Here is a 17,261-nt window from a genome sequence, read left to right as displayed (position 1 = left end):
GTCATCCGCGTGTCACCGCGGCTAAGAGCCTGTTCAAAATCCTGGTGTCATCCCAGCTACCCCCTTCCCGCCAACGTTCATCGGTCCACTCTGTGGGAGCGCACCCTGTGCGCGACCGCCTTTTGCCTCGGTCTCCATGTCCGTCATCCTGGCCCTTGCCTCCTTTTGCGGGTTGCGCCGGGACGACCAGCCACGAGGCGAAAGGCGTCGCGCACAGGGTGCGCTCCCACAGGGGCAGGCTGCGTGCCCCGACAAGGGACTCCCTACGGTCGCAGGGGAGGGGGTTAGGAGGGCACACCAAGATTTTGAATAGGCTCTAAGTCTTCAGGAGTCGCTTTCGCCATCCGACGGTCCGTTGCCGTCCAGCGCCTGCAGGTTGTCCTTCATGCGGGTCAGCACTTCCAGGGCCTGCTGCAGCTCGTCCACGGCAATGCCGCGCGTGGCGTCCTTGCGCAGTCCACGCGCGATCTCCTCCATGTCGGCGATCACCGCGCGCGCCTGGTCGGTGACGTACAGGCGCCAGGCGCGGCGATCCTTGGGATCGGGCCGGCGCTCGACAAAGCCCGCGGCCTGCAGGCGATCGATGACACGGCCGACGGCGATGGGCTCCATCTCCAGCAATTCCGCCAGCACGGTCTGGCGAAGCCCTTCGCGGTAATACAGCATCTTGGTGGCCCGCCACTGCGCGCGGGTCAGCCCGAATTTCACGGCGCGCCTGTCGAAGTGCTTGCGGAACAGCAAGGTCACATCGTTGAGCAGGTAGCCAAAGGAAATGTCTTCTGCCTTGGTCATGGATGCGCCGTCAGTCTTCGTCGCGTCAATACTATCCCTAAGCATATGTCGCAAGATTTCACGAATCCATACATTCCATGCCCATCGAGATCATCACCGCCGACATCACCCGGCTGAACGTGGATGCCATCGTCAATGCCGCCAACGGCAGCCTGCTGGGCGGCGGCGGTGTGGATGGCGCCATCCATCGGGCCGCCGGACCGGCGCTGCTGCAAGCCTGCCGCGAATTGCCGCAGGTAAGTCCCGGCGTCCGTTGCCCCACTGGCGAGGCGCGCATCACACCCGGCTTCCGGCTTCCCGCCCGCTACGTCATCCATACCGTCGGCCCGGTATGGCGTGACGGCCATTCCGGCGAACCGGAGCTGCTGGCCCGTTGCTACCGGCGGAGCATGTCGCTGGCCTTCGAGCATGGCGTGGATGCCATCGCTTTTCCCGCCATCAGCTGCGGCGTGTACGGCTATCCGCCGGAACAGGCGGCGCCGGTCGCGCTGCGCAGCCTGCGCGATGCCCTGGCGATGGGTCCGCCGCCACACGTGCTGCTGTGCTGCTTTGACGAGGCGATGGCCGCGATCTGGCGGCACGCGCTCAACGATGCAGCCTGAAGGGATACAGCGGCGGCAGCGGCGACGGCTGGCCCTCGCCAGGGTCCACCCGCCAGGCGAAACCCTCGCGGAACGCCGCCGCGAGCCGATCGCCCAGGCGGGGCGCTGGCTGGCCCGCGTAGTGCGCGCGCTGCAGCGCCTCGATCGCATGGCGCTGGTCCGCCGAGGCCAACGCCCCGGCCAGCTCGCCCAGGTTGCGCAGCGCCGGACGTTCCGCCCGCGCCCATGCCAGCAGGGCGGACGATTGGCGCGCCGCATCTTCAGTACGCGCCGTGTCCAGGAAGGCGATCCGCAGGTGGGCCGCGGTAGGCCGGGATGACACCTGCTTCGCGACAACGGCCGAGCCGGCACGGCGACGCCACCACCAGGCCAGTACCGTGACCAGCCACAGGCCGACGCTACCCAGCGCCAGCCAGCGCCAACCCGGCCATGCGCCAGACGCCACGGTGGCCGACGATACGGGTGCGGAGGGGATGGATGCCGGCTGCGCCGCGGATGTGCTGGGCGTCGCTCCCGTATCGGCCGCCGGCAAGACGGTGAAGGTCTGCGCGGGGATGCGCGCCACCTCGGCGCGGTCGGTCACCACGTTCCACCAGCGCAGCGTGGTTTCGGGAATGGTGAGGGTGCCAGGCCGGTTCGGCACCACGGCAAAGCCCTGCTGCCGGCGCCCCACCAGCCAGGCGCCGTCCACGCGCGTGCCGTTGACGGGCTTGTCCGGATACACCGCGGCGCCATCCAGCGCCGGCAGGCTGAGCGCCGGCAAGGCTTCGTACGGCAGGCCGGTGGCTTGCAGGTTCATCACCAGGTTGAGCGGCTGGCCCACGCGCAGTTGTCCCTGGGCCGGCCCGCCATCCAGGCTCAGCGTCAGCTCGCGCGCCGGCAGCCAGGCGCCGTTCGCCACCTGGGCCGGCGCCGGGCGCGCGTCGATGGCCACCGCCGGCGCGGAGGCGGACACGGGCCTGGCACGGCCGAAGAATGCATCGGGGTTGGTCATGTCGACCATGTCGCCCTGGAAGCCCACCGGCGGGATCTGCAGGTGGCCGGCGCGCTGCGGGGTAAGCGCATAGCGCCGCTCGATCACGTTGTAGCGTCGGCCGCCGCGCTCGGCCTGGTAGTTGATCTCGTCGCCCAGGCGACGTACGTCCACACCGGCCAGTTGCGGATCCTCCAGCGCGCCATCGCTGAGGTCGGTAGCGAAGTACAGCCGCAGCGTATAGACACGCTGCTGGCCGACGTAGCCCGCCACGGGATCGACGGCGGATTCGAGGAAGACGTCCTTGCCGGCGGTCGCCGCGGCCTGCGGATCGGGCGCCACGACCTCCAGTTGCAGCGGCGCGGTGGTGCCGCCGGCAAAGGACAACGGCGGGATGGGCAAGGTCCCCACATGCAGCGGGCGCAACGCCACGCCCACCGTCACCTGCGCCGAGCGCCGGCCGTTGACGATGCTGAGGCTGGTGTTGCTGGACGAGCCCAGCACGGCGAAGTCCTGCGACAACGCACTCAGGTCCGGCGTCTGCACCATGCCGCCGCCGTTCGCGCGCAGGTTCAGGGTAACCGTCTCGCCCAGTTCCACGCGGGTGCGGTCGAGCGTGGCCTGCACGTCGGCGGCCAGCGACAGCGCCGGCCACAGGCAGGCTCCTAGCCATAGCAGGATGAGCAGTGGGCGGGACTTCACGGCGAATCGTCCTCCGGTGGCGGCGTGCCATGGCGCTGCCTGTACTCGAGATCGAACTTGCGGCGCAGCAGCGCACCGGGATCATCCGGTACGCGCTGCAGGGCCTGCCGCACATCGGCGGGCAATTTCGACTGCGCGTCGTCTGGCGACATGGCGCCCAGCTCGTGGCTGGAAGGCGGATGCGGCTGCGACCGACCCAGGGCCTGGTCCATCTGCCGTTGCAGGGCCTGCCGGGCCTGGTCCTCGCGCTCGCGCTGCCGTGCCTGCTGCTCGGGCGTCTGCGCCGGAGCGGCGGACTTGTCGCCAGCCTTGTCGTCCTGTGCCGGCTTCGGTTGCCGGGCATCCTTGTCGCTGTCTGTTCCCTTGGCGTCGCCTTGCGCGTCGGGCGAGGGCTTGCCCTGGCCATCGCCCTGCTCCGACGCATCATGCTTGGCCGACTGACCCTGGGCATCGTCGGGGGGCGTGGTCGGCTTGCCCTGGCCCGGCTTGTCCTTGTCGTCCTGCGCCCCCTGCCGCTGGGGCGGCGGCGTTGGCTGGCGGCGCAGCCAGTCCTCCACCGCCTGGCGGTTGGCCTTCGCGTCCGCGTTGGCGGGATCGGCCTTGAGCGCGCGGTCGTAGGCTTCGATGGCGCCCTGGTAATTCCCCTGCCGGGCCAGCGCATTGCCCAGGTTGTATTGCGCATCCGAGCCGGGCAGGCCATGCCACGCCTGGGTCGCCGTGGCATAGTCGCCGGCCCGGTAGGCGGCCGCGCCGCGCAGCGAAGGGTCCCGCGCCAGCTGTTGCGCCTGCCGGGCCTGCCCCCGCTGCAGGGCATCGGCCGCCTGCTGGTCCGGACGCCGCCACAGGCTGCTCCAGCCATCGGCGCGCGCCGTGCCGGGCAGGGCCGGCAGCAAGGCCAGCGCGGCCAGCAGCAGCCAGCCGCGGCGGAAGCTCAGCGCGGCCAGCGGCAGCAGGGGCAGCAGCAGCCAGGGACCACGGTCCTGCCATTCATCGCCGTGCAGCCCGGATGCCAGCATCGCCGCACCGTCCGCCTGCAGCTCGCCGCGCAAGGCGTCGACGTCGCGCCGGTCGTCCGTCATCGCCACGTAGCGTCCCCCGCCGTCCTCGGCGAGCGAACGCAGCGCCGCGTCATCGCGGCGCGCCATGGCAAGGCCGCCCTGGGCGTCGCGCTGGAAGCCTTCGTCGGACAACGGCACCGGCCCGCCCTGGGTCGTGCCCACGCCGAGCACCGACACCCGCACGCCGGCGGCACGCGCCTTGCGGGCCGCCGCCATGGCCTCGTCGTCCGCGCCGTCGGTCACCAACACCAGCGAGCCGCCGCCCGCCTTGGCATCGTGGATCAGCGCCACCCCGCGTTCGATGGCTTGCGCCGCGTTGTCGCCATCGACCGGCATGGTGTCCGGGGCCAGCGCATCGAGCAGATCGTTCAGGCTGGAAGCATCGCTGGTGAGCGGCGCCACCACGAAGGCGTCGCCGGCATAGGCGATCAGGCCGTTGAGTCCGTCATGGTTGGCGGCGAGCAGGTCGCGCGCCTTGTAGCGCGCGCGGTCCATGCGCACCGGCGCCACGTCGCGCGCCAGCATGTGCCGCGAGAGCGACAGCGCCACCACCTGGGCAGCGCGCTGGGCGTACATGGGCTGCGCCACGCGGCTCCAGGTCGGTCCCGCCATGGCGAGCGTGGCAAGCGCCCAGCCTGCCGCAAGCACCCAGGCGAACAGGAAGCGGCGACGCTCGCGCCCCTGCACCACATGGGGCAACAGCGCGGCGTCGACCAGCCGCGCCAGCTGCGCCTGTGCCGGACTGCGGCGCGTCGCCAGCAGCCACAGCACAGGTAGGGCCAGCAGCGCGAGCAGCCATCCAGGGCGCAGGAAATGGAACTGCTGCAGGAGCACGCTCATGCCGGCAGCTCCCTGCGTCGCGCTGGCGGCACCAGCGCGATGAGCCAGGCCAGCACGCCCAGCGCAAGCGGCCAGCGGAACAGTTCATGGCGTGGCCGCAGCGAGGGCCCCTGCTGGGGCATCGGTTCCAGCCGGTCGATGGCGCGATAGGCATCGGCCAGCTGACTGGCGTCGATGGCGCGGAAATAGTGGCCGCCCGTCTGCGTGGCGATCGAGCGCAGCATGCCTTCGTCCAGGTCCGCCGAGGGGTTGACCGTATGCGTGCCGAACAGGTCGGGGACACGCATTTCGTTGGCGCCGATGCCGATGGTGTAGATGCGCACGCCGGCTACCTTGGCCGCATGGGCGGCATCGAGCGGCGCGATGCTGCCGGCGTTGTTCACGCCATCGGTCAGCAACACCAGGACGCGCGCCTGCGCCGGCAAGGCCGCCAGCCGCTTCACCGCGACCGCGATGGCGTCGCCGATGGCGGTCTCGGTCCCGGCCAGCCCCACGGCCGCGCCCTGCAGCTGCGCGCGCACGGCGTCGAGGTCATAGGTGAGCGGGGTGACCAGGAAAGCGCGGCTACCGAACAGGATCAAGCCCATTTCATCGCCACTCCGGCGCGAAATGAAATCGCCCGCGATCGCCTCCACCGCGCCGAAACGGCTCACCGGCTGGCCGCCCAGTTGCATGTCGTCGGTGCGCATGCTGCCGGAAAGATCGACCGCCAGCATCAGCGCGCGCCCGCTGCGCTGCTGCGCCTGCGGCGACCCCACCCATTGCAGCCGCGCGGCCGCAGCCAGCAGGCACAGCCAGGCCAGCGACAACAGCCAGAAACGCCAGCCCAGGCCACCACGGCGCTCGACCGCGGCGAGCTGCACGCTGGGATGGGGCAGGTGCAACGCCAGCCCGGGCGGTGGCGGCCGCAGCCAGCGCCAACACAGCCAGGGCAGCGGCAACGCCAGGAAGACCCAGGGCCAGGCAAGCTCAGGCATGGCCGGGCTCCGGCGCAACCGTGACACCGTATACAGCCGTGCGCCCGGCATTCCCACGGCGCCAGGCGAGCCGCAGCCACTGGCGCACCGCCTCCACCGTGGCAGCCACGTCGAAGGAGACGCCAGGCCGATACAGCGACGACTCCAGCGCCATCAGGCGATCGATCACGGCCGGATCCGCCGTGACCATCGCCAGCGTATGGCGCCAGGCATCGCCCTGGCGCTGCGCGGCACCGGCATCGAAGCGCAAGGCGACCCGGCGCAGCAGCTGGTGCAGGGCAGCGGCCAGTTGCGCCGGCTGACCGCTCCAGCGCGACACGATCGCATCCATTTCCGCCATCACCGCCTGCTCGGCCGCTCGCCGCCGTCTCCGATGCCGCCACCAGCCTACGGCAAGCAACGCCAGCAGCACGATCAGCGTGGCCAGGATCCACCAGCCAGGCGCCGGAGGCCACCATGATGGCGCGGGCGGCAAATGGATGTCGCGCAACGTCGGCCCCTGGGCCTGGCTCGAGGCGAACATCATCGGCGCATTCCGGGAGCCAGCAACGACAGCACCGCATCCAGCGGATCGCTCGCCGTATCGATGATGGCATGTGGCAATCCCAGCGACCTAGCCAGGGCGCCGAGGCGAGCTTGCCCGGCACCCAAGCGCTGCTGGAATTCCCGACGCTGGCGTTCTCCCAGCAGGACGACTTCGCACCGCTCGCCGTGATGCTCCAGCGGATAGCGTCCCGGCGGCGGCAAGCCCAATTCCAGAGCGTCGGCGACCACCAGCACGCGCACGCACGCCTTGCGCGACATGTCGCGCAAACGGCCGTGCGCCGCCTCGTCGCAGCTCAATCCATCGCTGACCAGCAGCACCCGGTTGGCCCCACGCATCAGGCGGGCAGCCCGCTGCAATGCTTCCGACAAGGCCTCGCCCTGTACGGGCAAGGTCCGCCCATCCCATTCGGCAAGTGCACCGCAGACGGCCAGCGCGCCGCGCACGCCCGCCTGCGGCCGCAACAGCTGGTGGCCATGGCCGAATTCCATCAGCCCGACCCGTTCCCCGGCCCGCACCGCGTACCAGGCCGCCAGCGCCGCCGCACGCGCCGCCTGTACCGACTTGAAGCGCGCGCGCGTGCCGAAATGCATGCTCTCATGGGTATCCAGCAGGATCAGCAGGCGCCCTTCGCGCTCTTCCTGGAACAGCTTGGTATGCAGGCGGCCGCTGCGCGCGGTGAGTCGCCAATCCAGCCGGCGCACGTCATCGCCCGGCTGGTAGACGCGCGATTCCGCGTAGTCCATGCCCCGCCCATGCAGGCGGCTGGACTGCTGTCCGGCCCGCGCGGCGCGGCTTTCCAGGCGCGGCAAGGCGGCCTTGGCGACGCGGCTGCGCAGCGCCACGAGTTCGGCGAGACGGACCCGCGTCAGTCCATCGCCATCGACCGGAGGGTTCGGTACAGCGCTCACGGCAACGGCACGAGATCCAGCACACGGCGGATGACCTGGTCGGGACGCACCCCTTCGGCCTCCGCCTCATAGCTCAGCAGCACTCGATGCCGCAGCACTTCATGGGCGACCGCGTGCACGTCTTCGGGCAAGGCGTAGTCTCTCCCCGATAGCCACGCATGCGCCCGCGCGCAGCGATCGAGCGCGATGGTGCCGCGCGGGCTGGCGCCCCAGGCGATCCAGCGCTTCAGCTCGGGCCCGTAGGCCTCGGCATTGCGGGTGGCCAGCACCAGTTGCGCCAGGTATTCCTCCAGCGCGGGAGCCACGTGCACGCCCAGCACGGCATCGCGGGCATTGAACACGTCCGCCTGGCTCAGGCGATGCCGCTGCACCGGCGCCGGGTGCAGGCTGCGCCGCGCCTGTTCGCGCGCCAGCCGGAGGATCGCCAGCTCCGACGCCGCGTCGGGGTAGCCGATGGTCACGTGCATCACGAAGCGGTCGAGCTGTGCCTCCGGCAGGGCAAACGTGCCCTCCTGTTCGATCGGATTCTGGGTAGCCATCACCATGAACAGCTCGGGCAGAGGCCAGGTATTGCGGCCCACGGTGATCTGCCGTTCGGCCATGGCCTCCAGCAGCGCCGATTGCACCTTGGCCGGAGCGCGGTTGATTTCGTCCGCCAGCACGATGTTGTGAAACAGCGGACCACGCTCGAACTCGAAACCTCCCGTCTGCGGCCGGAATATATCCGTGCCGGTGAGATCGGCAGGCAACAGGTCCGGGGTGAATTGGACGCGATGGAAATCCGCCTCGATGCAACCGGCCAGCGCCTTGACCACCGTGGTCTTGGCCAGGCCCGGGGCGCCCTCCACCAGCAGGTGCCCATCCGCCAACAAGGCCACCAGCAGGCAGTCGATCAAGTGCGGCTGGCCAATCACGCTGCGCCGCAGTTCATCGCGGACCTGCAGGAAGGCTTGCTGCAAATGGGTTACAGGCGGGGTATCGGGCATATCCATCGGTCGTTCCAACGTGAATCGCGCTAACACAGACCTTACCGCGTCCCGGAAGTTTAACTCCCATGACTTCCGGCCATCCCGCGCTGGGCACGAAAAAGGGCGGCCTGGGCCGCCCTTTTTCACCGCACGCCTCGGGGATGCTTATTGCAGGCTTTCGCTGAGGATGCGCGGCGTCACGAAGATCAGCAGCTCGGCCTTGTCGCTCTCACGCGAGGTGCTGCGGAACAGTATGCCCAGGCCGGGGATATCGCCCAACCCAGGTACCTTGTTAGCCGTGTTCTGCTTGGTGATCTCGTAGATGCCGCCCAGCACCACCGTCTGGCCGTTGTCCACCAGCACGGAGGTATTGATCTCGCGGGTGTCGATCTCCGGCACCTGGCCGCTGCCCGGCACGGTGATGAACTGGTTCAGCGCGTCCTTCTTCACGTTGATCATCAGGAACACGCGGTTGTCGGCGGTGATGGTCGGGGTCACCTTCAGCTCCAGCACCGCGTCCTTGAACTGCACGGTGGCGGTACCGCTACCGGCCGCGCCGGTGGCGCTGTTCTGGTAGGTCACATAGCCGATTTCCTGGCCCTGGCGGATCACCGCCTCCTGCTGGTTGGCGGTAATCACACGGGGGCTGGAGATCACCTCGCCACGGCCTTCGGTCTGCGCCGCCGAGAGTTCCAGGTCCAGGGCGTAGTTCTTGCCGAGGATGCCCAGGGCGAAGCTGCCGGCCGGCGACGTCACCGGCATGTTGACGTTGAGGCCGCTGGTCGTGCCATCCACTCCAGCCGTGCCGCCCGTGGAGAGGGTCTGGCCGCTCGGGTTCACCTTCTTGCCCTGCAGGCCGAACTTGGCGCCCAGGTCGCGGGTGAAGTTGTCGGTAGCGATCACGATGCGCGACTCGATCAGCACCTGCTGCACCGGGCGATCCAATACGGCGATCAGGTCACGCAACTCGCGGATCTTCTGCGGGTTGTCGTTGATCAGCAGGGTATTAGTGCGATCGTCGAACGATACGCTGCCGCGAGCCGAAAGGAAGCCACGGGACGCATTGGCATTGGTACCACCGCCTCCCGTACTCTGCATGCTGCCCTGGGTCAGCAGCTTGGCGATGTCCTTGGCCTTGCCATAGCTGATCGGCACGTAGTCGGTAACCAGCTCGGCATTGTCCTCGGCCTTCATGCGAGCGTCGGCAATGCTCTGCTCGTACTTGGCCAGTTCTTCCTGCGGCGCGATCCAGATCACGTTGCCATTGCGGCGCTTGTCCAGGCTCTTGGCGCGCAGCACCACGTCCAGCGCCTGGTCCCACGGCACGTTGATCAGGCGCAGGGTCACGCTGCCACCTACCGTGTCGGAGGCCACCAGGTTCAGGCCCGAGATATCGGCCAGCAGCTGTAGGGCCGAGCGGACCGGAATGTCCTGGAAGTTGAAGGTCACGCGGTTACCGGTATAGACCGGCTCCTGGCCCTTGGCCAGCTTGGGATCGACGGCCTTGGGATCCTTCTTCTTCGGCGCGATCTCGATCACGTACTGGTTGCCGCTCTGGTAGGCCGAAGTGTCGACGTCGCCCTTGATCGCGATCTCCATGTGCGCACCGCCGCGTACGCCTGCCTTGGTGGCGATGGACTGCACCGGCGTGGCGAAGTCGAGCACGTCCAGGCGCTGGGCAAGATTGGCCGGCAGGTTGGCGTGGTCGATATCGACCATCACCTTGTCGCCCTGGTGCTTCATGTCCGCACTGGCGCCCGTACCGCTGAAGTCGATCAGCACGCGGCCTTCGCCATTGGGTCCGCGGCGGAAGTCGATGTTGGATACCGCCGGGCCGTTGGCCTGCGATGGCAGCGCCTTGGACGGGTCGATGGTGGCAGCCGTGGTGGTGGTCTGGGCATCGGTGCCATTGTTCACGGTCAGCACCAGGCTGTTGCCTTCCACGTGCGAGCGATAGGTGGAGTCGCGCAGCAGTTCCACCACCACGCGGGTGCGGCCGCCCGCCGACACCGCGGAAACGCCCGTGGTCGAGCCCTTGCCGATGTCGATGTGCCGGGGCGCGGCATTGTCGGTATCGGCGAAGTCCACCGCGATGCGCGGCGGATTGCCGGTGGTGAAGATCTTCGGCTCGGGCACCGGTCCCTGCGCGAAGTTCAGGCGCAGCTCGATTCGGCCGCCCGGCAGCGTGTCGTAGCTGATGTCCTTCAGGGTGCTGGTGGCAGCGAGTGCCGCGTTCGACCAGGCGGCGCCCAGCGCCAACAGGCCCACCACTATGTAACGGCTAGCCTGGCGCATCACGCGGCCCCGAACAGTTTTGGTTTGGTTGGTCATTGCATCAGCCCCTGTTTCTTATTTCTCGCTGAGCGCGATGCTGGCGGGACGTTCCATCCAGCCACCATTTCCGTTGGAAACCAGTTCTTCCAGGTCGATATGGTCCTCGCTGATCGCGGTGACCCGACCGTAGTTCTGGCCCATGTATTCATTGCGATGGACGCGATGGATGACGCCGCCCGGATCCTTCACCAGTACTTCCATGCTTTGTCCGGAACCGACCGTACCGACCATCTTCAGGCTGTCCAGCGCGAACATCTCCAGCGGCTCCTTGGCACGGTTCTGGTCCGGCCGCGGACCGTTGCCGGCATCGCTCTGCAGCTCGGCCGTGCTCGGACTGAACGGGTCGCGCTTGTCCTGGTCGTTGTACTGGAAGGTCTCGAAGGTCTTGATGACAGGCAGCGGCGGGATCGGCGCGCCCTTCTTCTGCTTTTCCTGCGCGACCCACTGGTGCAGGTCGCCCTGCCCGCTGCACCCCGCCAGGGTGAGGAGGGCGCAGAACACCAGTGCAGCTTTCGCCATGACGGCAGGCTTGATGGCAGCCAGCTTGCTCATTTGCGGCCTCCCGTCTTGGCCGGCTTGGCCGGTGCCTTGCCGCTCGCCGACTTGGCATTGGCCGCCTTGGCCTCGGCGCTCTCGTCTTCTTCCAGGTAGCGGTACGTCTTGACCGTGCCTTGCAGCACCAGCTGGCCGCCGGTGGCGGCGCCGGACTTCGGATCCTTGGCCTTCGGCGTCAGCGAGACATCGTGCATGGTCAGGATCACCACCCGCGGCAGCGAGGCCACGCCGCTGATGAAGGTGCCGAACTGGTGGTAGGTGCCTACCATGCGCAGCTGAATCGGCTTCTCGGCGTAGAAATCCTTCGGCGATTCCGGCCCCGGCTGGAACAGCTCGGTCTCCAGGCCCGCCGACAGCGCCGTCTGCGAGATGTCCACCAGCAGCTCGGGCATCTCGGTCTTGCTGGGCAGCTGGCGCAGCAGCTGGCGCAGCATGTCCTGCATCTCGTCGAGCTGCTGCTGCAGCGCTTCGAGGTTGACCGATTTGGCCTGCTTCTCGGAAAACTCCTTCTTGAGCTGCTCTTCCTTGCCGGCCGCCGTCTGGAGCTGGTCCTGCTGGTCGCTCACATAGAGATACCAGCCCAGGAACATCACCAGCACGAACACCAGCGCGGTGAAGAAGATCTTGATCGACTGGGGCCAGCCACCGATGTTGTTGCGGTCGAGGTTCTGCAGGTCGTTGAGGAACTTCATGGCTTGGCCCCCCCGTTGCCTGCCGTGCCGGCGGGCTTGACCTCGGTCGTGGCAGTGGCCGTGGACGCGGGTTTGGCCGGCTGCTCGGCGGCGGCCGGATGCGCCGCCGAGCCCGCCGCGGCCGGCGTGGCGGCCGGGACCGGCTTGGAAGCGGGCATGACCGGCGTACGGTCGCTGTCCGAGCCATCGCCGCTCTCATCGGATTTCGGGCGGCTCAGCGCCACGTCCAGGCCGAACGTATACGGCATGCGGGTATCGCCGTGGGTGTTCTCGGTCTTGCGCAGGTCGGCATGTCCCATCCAGGGCGAGGACTCGATATTGCGCATGTACTCGGCCACGCTGGCGTTGGACTGGGCCACGCCTTCCAGGGTCATGGAATCGCCCACCTGCTTGAGGCTGCCCAGGCGCGCACTGGCCGGGATGGTCTTCACCAGCTCGTCGAACAGGTGGACCATCTGCGAGCGGTTGGCCTGCAACTGCTCGATGATCTGCTTGCGGGCCAGCAGGCGGTCGCGCACCTTGTCCAGGTCCTTGATCTTGGCCAGCCGCTCGTCGAGCTGCTTGATCTCGCCCTGCAGGTAGGCGTTGCGATCGTTCTGGTTGTCGATGCGCTGGCCCATCCAGAACGCCCACACGAACAGCACCAGCAGCGCCGCCACGAAGGCCGCGCCCAGTTGCATGAAGAACTCGCGCTCGCGCTGCTTGCGGCGCTCGGCGCGCCACGGAAGTAGGTTGATGTGTGCCATCAGTCGAAGCTCCTGAGGGCAAGGCCGACGGCAATCATCAGAGCGGGGGCGTCCTGGGCCAGCGACTGGGCCTGCACGCGGGGCGACAACGACATGCGCGCCAGCGGGTTGGCCACCACGCACGGCACGCCCAGCTGTTGCTCGAGCATGGGGCCGAGGCCCTCGATGGACGCGCAGCCGCCCGCCAGCACCACCTGGTCGACCTTGCTGTATTCGCTGCCGGCGAAGAAGAACTGCAGCAGGCGGCTGATCTGCTGGATCAGCGACTCCTTGAACGGTTCCAGCGCCTCGCTCTCGTAGGAATCGGGCAGGCCGCCCTTGCGCTTGGCCCGGCCGGCTTCCTCGTAGGAAAGCCCGTAGCGGCGCATGATCTCGTCGGTGAGCTGCTTGCCGCCGAACACCTGTTCGCGCGAATAGATCGTGCGCTGGTTGCGCAGTACCGACAGTGTGGTCATGGTGGCGCCGATGTCGACCACCGCCACCAGCGCGTCACGCCCCACGTTCAGCTGGTCGGCCACCATCGCGAAGGCGTTCTCCATCGCGAAGGCCTCCACGTCGATCACCTTGGCGGTGAGCCCGCCGAGGTCGAGCGCGGCCACGCGCATGTCCACGTTCTCGGTACGCGAGGCGGCGAGCAGCACGCTGTTCATTTCCGGGTTGTCGCGCACCGGACCCAGCACCTCGAAATCGAGGCTGACTTCCTCGATCGGATAGGGAATGTACTGGTTGGCCTCGACCTGGATCTGGCCTTCCAGGTCGTCCTCGGACAATTCGCTGGGCATCGGGATGATGCGCGTGATCACCGCCGAACCGGCCACCGCCGCCGCCGCGTGCTTGAGCTTGGAGCCCGAGCGCGCCAATGCGCGGCGAATGGCCTCGCCCACCGCCTCGACCTCGACGATGTTCTTTTCGACCACGGCATTGGGGGGCAGTGGCTCGACCGCGTAGTGCTCCACGCGATAGCGACCGCCGGCCTGGCTGAGCTGCAGCAGCTTGACGGCTGTCGAACTGATGTCGACACCAACGAGCGGCGGCTTCTTGGGTGTAAAGAGCCCCACGATGTTCCCCCTTGCCCCTAGGCGCCCACGCCTGTTTTAGGCGGGATGCGCTTCGGCATTAAATCCAAAAATTAACGTATTGGCAATGGCCTACGAGCGTTTTCTCGACTCATTCGCGTGACGGCATCCACACTTGAGTCATCCGGCCAATGGCCTGCTTCTTGCTGTGACGCCCTCGGTTCATGCCGGGGATACTGCAACATCTATACTCTGTGTTGTTTTGACTTACGTCTCGCAAACATCCACATCATGCAAATTCTGAAGCGGTTGCTGCGCTGGGTCCTGATCCTGGCTTTCACGGGTTTGCTGCTGGGTGTCGCGGCGATCGGCGTGGCTTATTGGCTGATTTCCCCTCGCCTCCCCTCGGTCGCCGTCCTCAAGGACTACCACATGCAGGTGCCGCTGCGGGTGCTCACCGCCGACGGCAAGCTGATCGCGAGCTTCGGCGAGACGCGGCGCATCCCCGTCGCCATCGGCGACGTGCCCGAGCGCCTCAAGCATGCTGTGCTGGCCGCCGAGGATGCCGGCTTCTACCAGCATCCGGGCGTGGACTGGCATGGCATCGCCCGCGCCGGCTGGCACGTGATCATCTCCGGCGGCGACAAGGGACCGGGTGGCTCCACCATTACCCAGCAGGTGGCGCGCAACTTCTTCCTGAGCCCGGAAAAGCTCTATTCGCGCAAGCTGACCGAGATCTTCATCGCCCTGCGCATGGAGAGCGAGCTGACCAAGGACCAGATCCTGGAGCTCTATCTCAACAAGATGTTCCTCGGCCACCGCTCCTACGGCGTGGCGGCGGCGGCCTCGTACTACTACGGCAAGAGCCTGGATCAACTGAGCGTGGCCGAATGCGCCACCCTGGCCTCCACCTTCCAACTGCCCTCGGTGGTCAACCCGCTGAACAGTCCCAAGCGCATGCTGGCCCGCCGCAACTGGGTGCTGGGGCAGATGCTGGAGAACCACTACATCAGCAAGGCCGAGTACGAGCAGGCCATCGCCGAACCGAACAACGCCTCGCCGCATGAGCCGCCGATCGAGGTGGATGCTCCCTACCTGGCCGAGATGGTGCGCCTGCAGGTGCTCGACCGCCTGGGCAATGACGCCCTCACCGAGGGCTACGTGGTCAAGACCACCATCCTGAGCGATCGCCAGCAAGCCGCCGTGGACGCGGTGCGGGCGGGCCTGGTCGAGTACGACCACCGCCATGGCTGGCGCGGCCCCGAGGCCCACCAGGAACTGGCCGCCGAGGCCAGCACCGAGGACCTGGACCGCGCCCTGGCCGGCTATACGGACATTTCCGGCATGCAGCCGGGCATCGTGACCGAGGTATCGGCCGGCGAGGCCGGCATCTACCTGGCCAGCCGCGAGCCGGTGAAGCTGGGCCTGGACGCGATGGCCTGGATCCATCCCAAGAGCGTGTCCGCCCTGCTCAAGAGAGGCGACATCGTGCGCCTGGCGCGGGACGAGAAGGGCAGCTGGCAGCTGACCCAGATCCCGGCAGCCCAGGCCGCCCTGGCCTCGATCAGCCCGGAGGACGGTTCGCTGCAGGCCCTGGTCGGCGGCTTCAACTTCCTGCGCAGCAAGTTCAACCGCGCCGTGATGGCGGCTCGCCAGCCGGGCTCGAGCTTCAAGCCGTTCATCTATTCGGCGGCGTTCGAGCGCGGCTTCACCCCGGCCTCCATCGTCAACGACGCGCCGCTCGCCCTGCCCGACCCCTCGCGTCCGGGCGGCCTGTGGACGCCCTCCAACGACGATGACAAGTTCGACGGCCCGATCCGGCTGCGCGAGGCGCTGGTGCAGTCCAAGAACCTGGTCTCGGTGCGCCTGCTCGATGCGATCGGCGTGCGCTACGCCCGCGACTACGTGACCCGCTTCGGCTTCAGCCTGGATTCGCTGCCCAGCAACCTGTCGATGGCGCTGGGCACGGCCTCCGTATCACCGATGGGCATGGCGCGCGGCTATGCGGTGTTCGCCAATGGCGGCTACCTGGTCACGCCGTACTTCATCAGCGAGATCGACGACCGCGACGGCAAGCCGGTCTACCAGGCCAATCCCGCCAGGGCCTGCCGCACCTGCGCCGAGCGCCTGCTGGACACCCGTCCGCCGGGCCCGCCGCCCGCCAACGGCGCCGCCACGCCGGTCAACGCGGTGGCCGCGGCCACCGCGTCGGGCGCACCGGCCGTGCCGGGCAGCGTCGCCGGGGTCGGCGACGCCGTGCTGCCAGCCGACGCGCACGGCGAGGGTTCCCACCCGCCCGTGCTCGCTCCCCAGGTCATCGACGTACGCAACGACTACCTGATCACCTCGCTGATGCAGGACGTGGTCAAGCGCGGCACCGGCGCGGCGGTCGCGGCGCTGGGGCGTGACGACCTGGCCGGCAAGACCGGCTCCACCAACGACCACCGCGACGCCTGGTTCGCCGGCTTCAACGGCGCCCTGGTCACCACGGTATGGGTGGGTTTCGACGACTTCAGCTCGCTGGGCAAGGGTGAATTCGGCGCCAAGGCGGCCCTGCCGATCTGGATGTCCTACATGGGCGCCGCGCTGAAGGGCCAGCCATCCTCGCTCTTGCCGATGCCGCCCGGTATCACTACGGTACAGATCGACCGCTCCAGCGGCCTGCCGGCCGATGCGGGCGATCCGAACAGCATGCCCGAGATCTTCAAGGTCGAGGACGTGGACCGGCTACGCAATCAGGCCAACCAGCAGCAGGAGGACAAGGACCAGCAGCACGCCTACGACATCTTCTAATCGTCGGCAGCCGCAGGCTCCGCCCCTTGGCTGCCGCCCGCGTTCGCCCATGGCGAACGCCAGATTGCCGGAGGAAACAGGCATGGCACGCGGCCAACACCATCGCATCCACGCGCAGGACCGTCTTCAGCGCAATCGTCTGCGCGTCGCCCAGGAGGCGGCGCGGCTGATGAGCGAACACGGCATCCGTGACTTCCACCACGCCAAGGTCAAGGCCGCCGAGCGGCTTGGCATCCTCGATGCGCAGGCCCTGCCGCGCAACAACGAGATCGAGCAGGCGCTGCGCGAACATCAGCGCATCTTCCACGCCGACACCCATCCGCAACTGCTGCAGGAGCGCCGCGAGGCCGCGGCCGAGGCGATGCGCTTCCTCGAGCGCTTCGAGCCGCGCCTGGTCGGCGCGGTGCTCGAAGGCACGGCCGACGCCCATTCCGCCGTATGCCTGCATGTGTTCAGCGACACGCCGGAAGCCGTCGTGCTGTTCCTCGAGGAGCGCGGCGTGCCGCTGACCCAGCAGACCCGGCGGCTGCGCACCAAGCGCGACGAGCAGGCCGAATACCCCGTGCTGCTGTTCGCCGCCGACGGCCTGCCCTTCGACATCACCGTGTTGCCGCACGACGCGCTGCGCCAGCCGCCGCTGGACCGGGTCGACGAGAAGCCGATGCGGCGCGCCTCGCTGGCGGCCGTGGAGGAGCTGCTGGCCTCGGCTGAAAATGACGATGAGTTCGAGCGGATGATGTCGGCGGCGTTCAGGTAAG

The 17,261-nt window shown here is 68.1% G+C and carries 15 protein-coding genes; 3 read left to right on the top strand and 12 right to left on the bottom strand.

The window, feature by feature from the left end; genetic code table 11:
• Positions 1–324: 324 nt before the first annotated feature.
• Positions 325–792, bottom strand: coding sequence for a MarR family winged helix-turn-helix transcriptional regulator (locus tag MJ605_RS00825; protein WP_243038961.1), 468 nt, complete (start codon positions 790–792; stop codon positions 325–327).
• A gap of 77 nt (positions 793–869) precedes the next feature.
• Between MJ605_RS00825 and MJ605_RS00820 the strand changes: the two genes are divergently transcribed.
• A complete protein-coding gene (locus MJ605_RS00820) occupies positions 870–1,394 on the top strand; it encodes an O-acetyl-ADP-ribose deacetylase (RefSeq protein ID WP_243038960.1) in 525 nt (174 codons plus the stop codon).
• On the opposite strand, the gene MJ605_RS00815 is transcribed toward MJ605_RS00820, so the two are convergent.
• The 11 genes from MJ605_RS00815 to MJ605_RS00765 form a co-directional block, all read right to left on the bottom strand.
• Positions 1,378–3,069: a BatD family protein gene (locus MJ605_RS00815; RefSeq protein WP_243038959.1), complete on the bottom strand. Its 1,692-nt coding sequence runs from the start codon at positions 3,067–3,069 to the stop codon at positions 1,378–1,380. The two genes, MJ605_RS00820 and MJ605_RS00815, sit on opposite strands and share 17 nt — an antisense overlap.
• Entirely contained in the window at positions 3,066–4,967 is a 1,902-nt protein-coding gene (locus MJ605_RS00810) for a VWA domain-containing protein (RefSeq protein ID WP_243038958.1), read from the bottom strand. The genes MJ605_RS00815 and MJ605_RS00810 overlap by 4 nt, the downstream gene beginning before the upstream one ends.
• A complete protein-coding gene (locus tag MJ605_RS00805) occupies positions 4,964–5,944 on the bottom strand; it encodes a VWA domain-containing protein (RefSeq protein WP_243038957.1) in 981 nt (326 codons plus the stop codon). Before MJ605_RS00805 ends, MJ605_RS00810 begins: the two co-directional genes overlap by 4 nt.
• Positions 5,937–6,470 (bottom strand): DUF4381 family protein, encoded by a 534-nt coding sequence (locus MJ605_RS00800; protein ID WP_243038956.1) that lies wholly within the window; start codon positions 6,468–6,470, stop codon positions 5,937–5,939. Before MJ605_RS00800 ends, MJ605_RS00805 begins: the two co-directional genes overlap by 8 nt.
• Positions 6,467–7,399 carry a DUF58 domain-containing protein gene (locus MJ605_RS00795; RefSeq protein WP_243038955.1) on the bottom strand — a complete coding sequence of 311 codons (933 nt, stop codon included), beginning with the start codon at positions 7,397–7,399 and terminating at the stop codon, positions 6,467–6,469. The genes MJ605_RS00800 and MJ605_RS00795 overlap by 4 nt, the downstream gene beginning before the upstream one ends.
• Positions 7,396–8,391, bottom strand: a complete 996-nt coding sequence (locus MJ605_RS00790) for an AAA family ATPase (protein ID WP_243038954.1) — start codon at positions 8,389–8,391, stop codon at positions 7,396–7,398. The genes MJ605_RS00795 and MJ605_RS00790 overlap by 4 nt, the downstream gene beginning before the upstream one ends.
• Before the next feature lie 141 nt (positions 8,392–8,532).
• Entirely contained in the window at positions 8,533–10,698 is a 2,166-nt protein-coding gene (locus MJ605_RS00785; RefSeq protein WP_425600948.1) for a type IV pilus secretin PilQ, read from the bottom strand.
• An 18-nt stretch (positions 10,699–10,716) separates the two neighbouring features.
• Entirely contained in the window at positions 10,717–11,253 is a 537-nt protein-coding gene (locus MJ605_RS00780) for a pilus assembly protein PilP (protein ID WP_243038953.1), read from the bottom strand.
• A complete protein-coding gene (locus MJ605_RS00775) occupies positions 11,250–11,948 on the bottom strand; it encodes a type IV pilus inner membrane component PilO (protein WP_243038952.1) in 699 nt (232 codons plus the stop codon). The genes MJ605_RS00780 and MJ605_RS00775 overlap by 4 nt, the downstream gene beginning before the upstream one ends.
• Positions 11,945–12,694, bottom strand: a complete 750-nt coding sequence (locus tag MJ605_RS00770) for a PilN domain-containing protein (RefSeq protein ID WP_243038951.1) — start codon at positions 12,692–12,694, stop codon at positions 11,945–11,947. Before MJ605_RS00770 ends, MJ605_RS00775 begins: the two co-directional genes overlap by 4 nt.
• Positions 12,694–13,752: a pilus assembly protein PilM gene (locus MJ605_RS00765; protein WP_243038950.1), complete on the bottom strand. Its 1,059-nt coding sequence runs from the start codon at positions 13,750–13,752 to the stop codon at positions 12,694–12,696. The genes MJ605_RS00770 and MJ605_RS00765 overlap by 1 nt, the downstream gene beginning before the upstream one ends.
• A 249-nt stretch (positions 13,753–14,001) precedes the next feature.
• Between MJ605_RS00765 and MJ605_RS00760 the strand changes: the two genes are divergently transcribed.
• Together MJ605_RS00760 and MJ605_RS00755 are read left to right on the top strand one after the other, a co-directional pair.
• Positions 14,002–16,503, top strand: coding sequence for a penicillin-binding protein 1A (locus tag MJ605_RS00760; RefSeq protein ID WP_243038949.1), 2,502 nt, complete (start codon positions 14,002–14,004; stop codon positions 16,501–16,503).
• Positions 16,504–16,585: 82 nt separating this feature from the next.
• Positions 16,586–17,260, top strand: coding sequence for a hypothetical protein (locus MJ605_RS00755; RefSeq protein WP_243038948.1), 675 nt, complete (start codon positions 16,586–16,588; stop codon positions 17,258–17,260).
• The last annotated feature ends 1 nt before the right edge of the window (position 17,261 follow it).

Source organism: Dyella sedimenti (assembly GCF_022760995.1).
GTDB classification, from domain to species: domain Bacteria; phylum Pseudomonadota; class Gammaproteobacteria; order Xanthomonadales; family Rhodanobacteraceae; genus Dyella; species Dyella sedimenti.
The sequence above is the reverse complement of the archived record's forward strand: the minus strand, read 5'-3'. Positions and strand labels throughout refer to the sequence as shown.

Coding starts and splice junctions, on each gene's coding strand:
- MJ605_RS00825 (WP_243038961.1), bottom strand. CDS start 792: ATGACCAAGGCAGAAGACATTTCCTTTGGCTACCTGCTCAACGATGTG.
- MJ605_RS00820 (WP_243038960.1), top strand. CDS start 870: ATGCCCATCGAGATCATCACCGCCGACATCACCCGGCTGAACGTGGAT.
- MJ605_RS00810 (WP_243038958.1), bottom strand. CDS start 4,967: ATGAGCGTGCTCCTGCAGCAGTTCCATTTCCTGCGCCCTGGATGGCTG.
- MJ605_RS00805 (WP_243038957.1), bottom strand. CDS start 5,944: ATGCCTGAGCTTGCCTGGCCCTGGGTCTTCCTGGCGTTGCCGCTGCCC.
- MJ605_RS00800 (WP_243038956.1), bottom strand. CDS start 6,470: ATGATGTTCGCCTCGAGCCAGGCCCAGGGGCCGACGTTGCGCGACATC.
- MJ605_RS00790 (WP_243038954.1), bottom strand. CDS start 8,391: ATGGATATGCCCGATACCCCGCCTGTAACCCATTTGCAGCAAGCCTTC.
- MJ605_RS00785 (WP_425600948.1), bottom strand. CDS start 10,698: ATGACCAACCAAACCAAAACTGTTCGGGGCCGCGTGATGCGCCAGGCT.
- MJ605_RS00780 (WP_243038953.1), bottom strand. CDS start 11,253: ATGAGCAAGCTGGCTGCCATCAAGCCTGCCGTCATGGCGAAAGCTGCA.
- MJ605_RS00775 (WP_243038952.1), bottom strand. CDS start 11,948: ATGAAGTTCCTCAACGACCTGCAGAACCTCGACCGCAACAACATCGGT.
- MJ605_RS00770 (WP_243038951.1), bottom strand. CDS start 12,694: ATGGCACACATCAACCTACTTCCGTGGCGCGCCGAGCGCCGCAAGCAG.
- MJ605_RS00760 (WP_243038949.1), top strand. CDS start 14,002: ATGCAAATTCTGAAGCGGTTGCTGCGCTGGGTCCTGATCCTGGCTTTC.
- MJ605_RS00755 (WP_243038948.1), top strand. CDS start 16,586: ATGGCACGCGGCCAACACCATCGCATCCACGCGCAGGACCGTCTTCAG.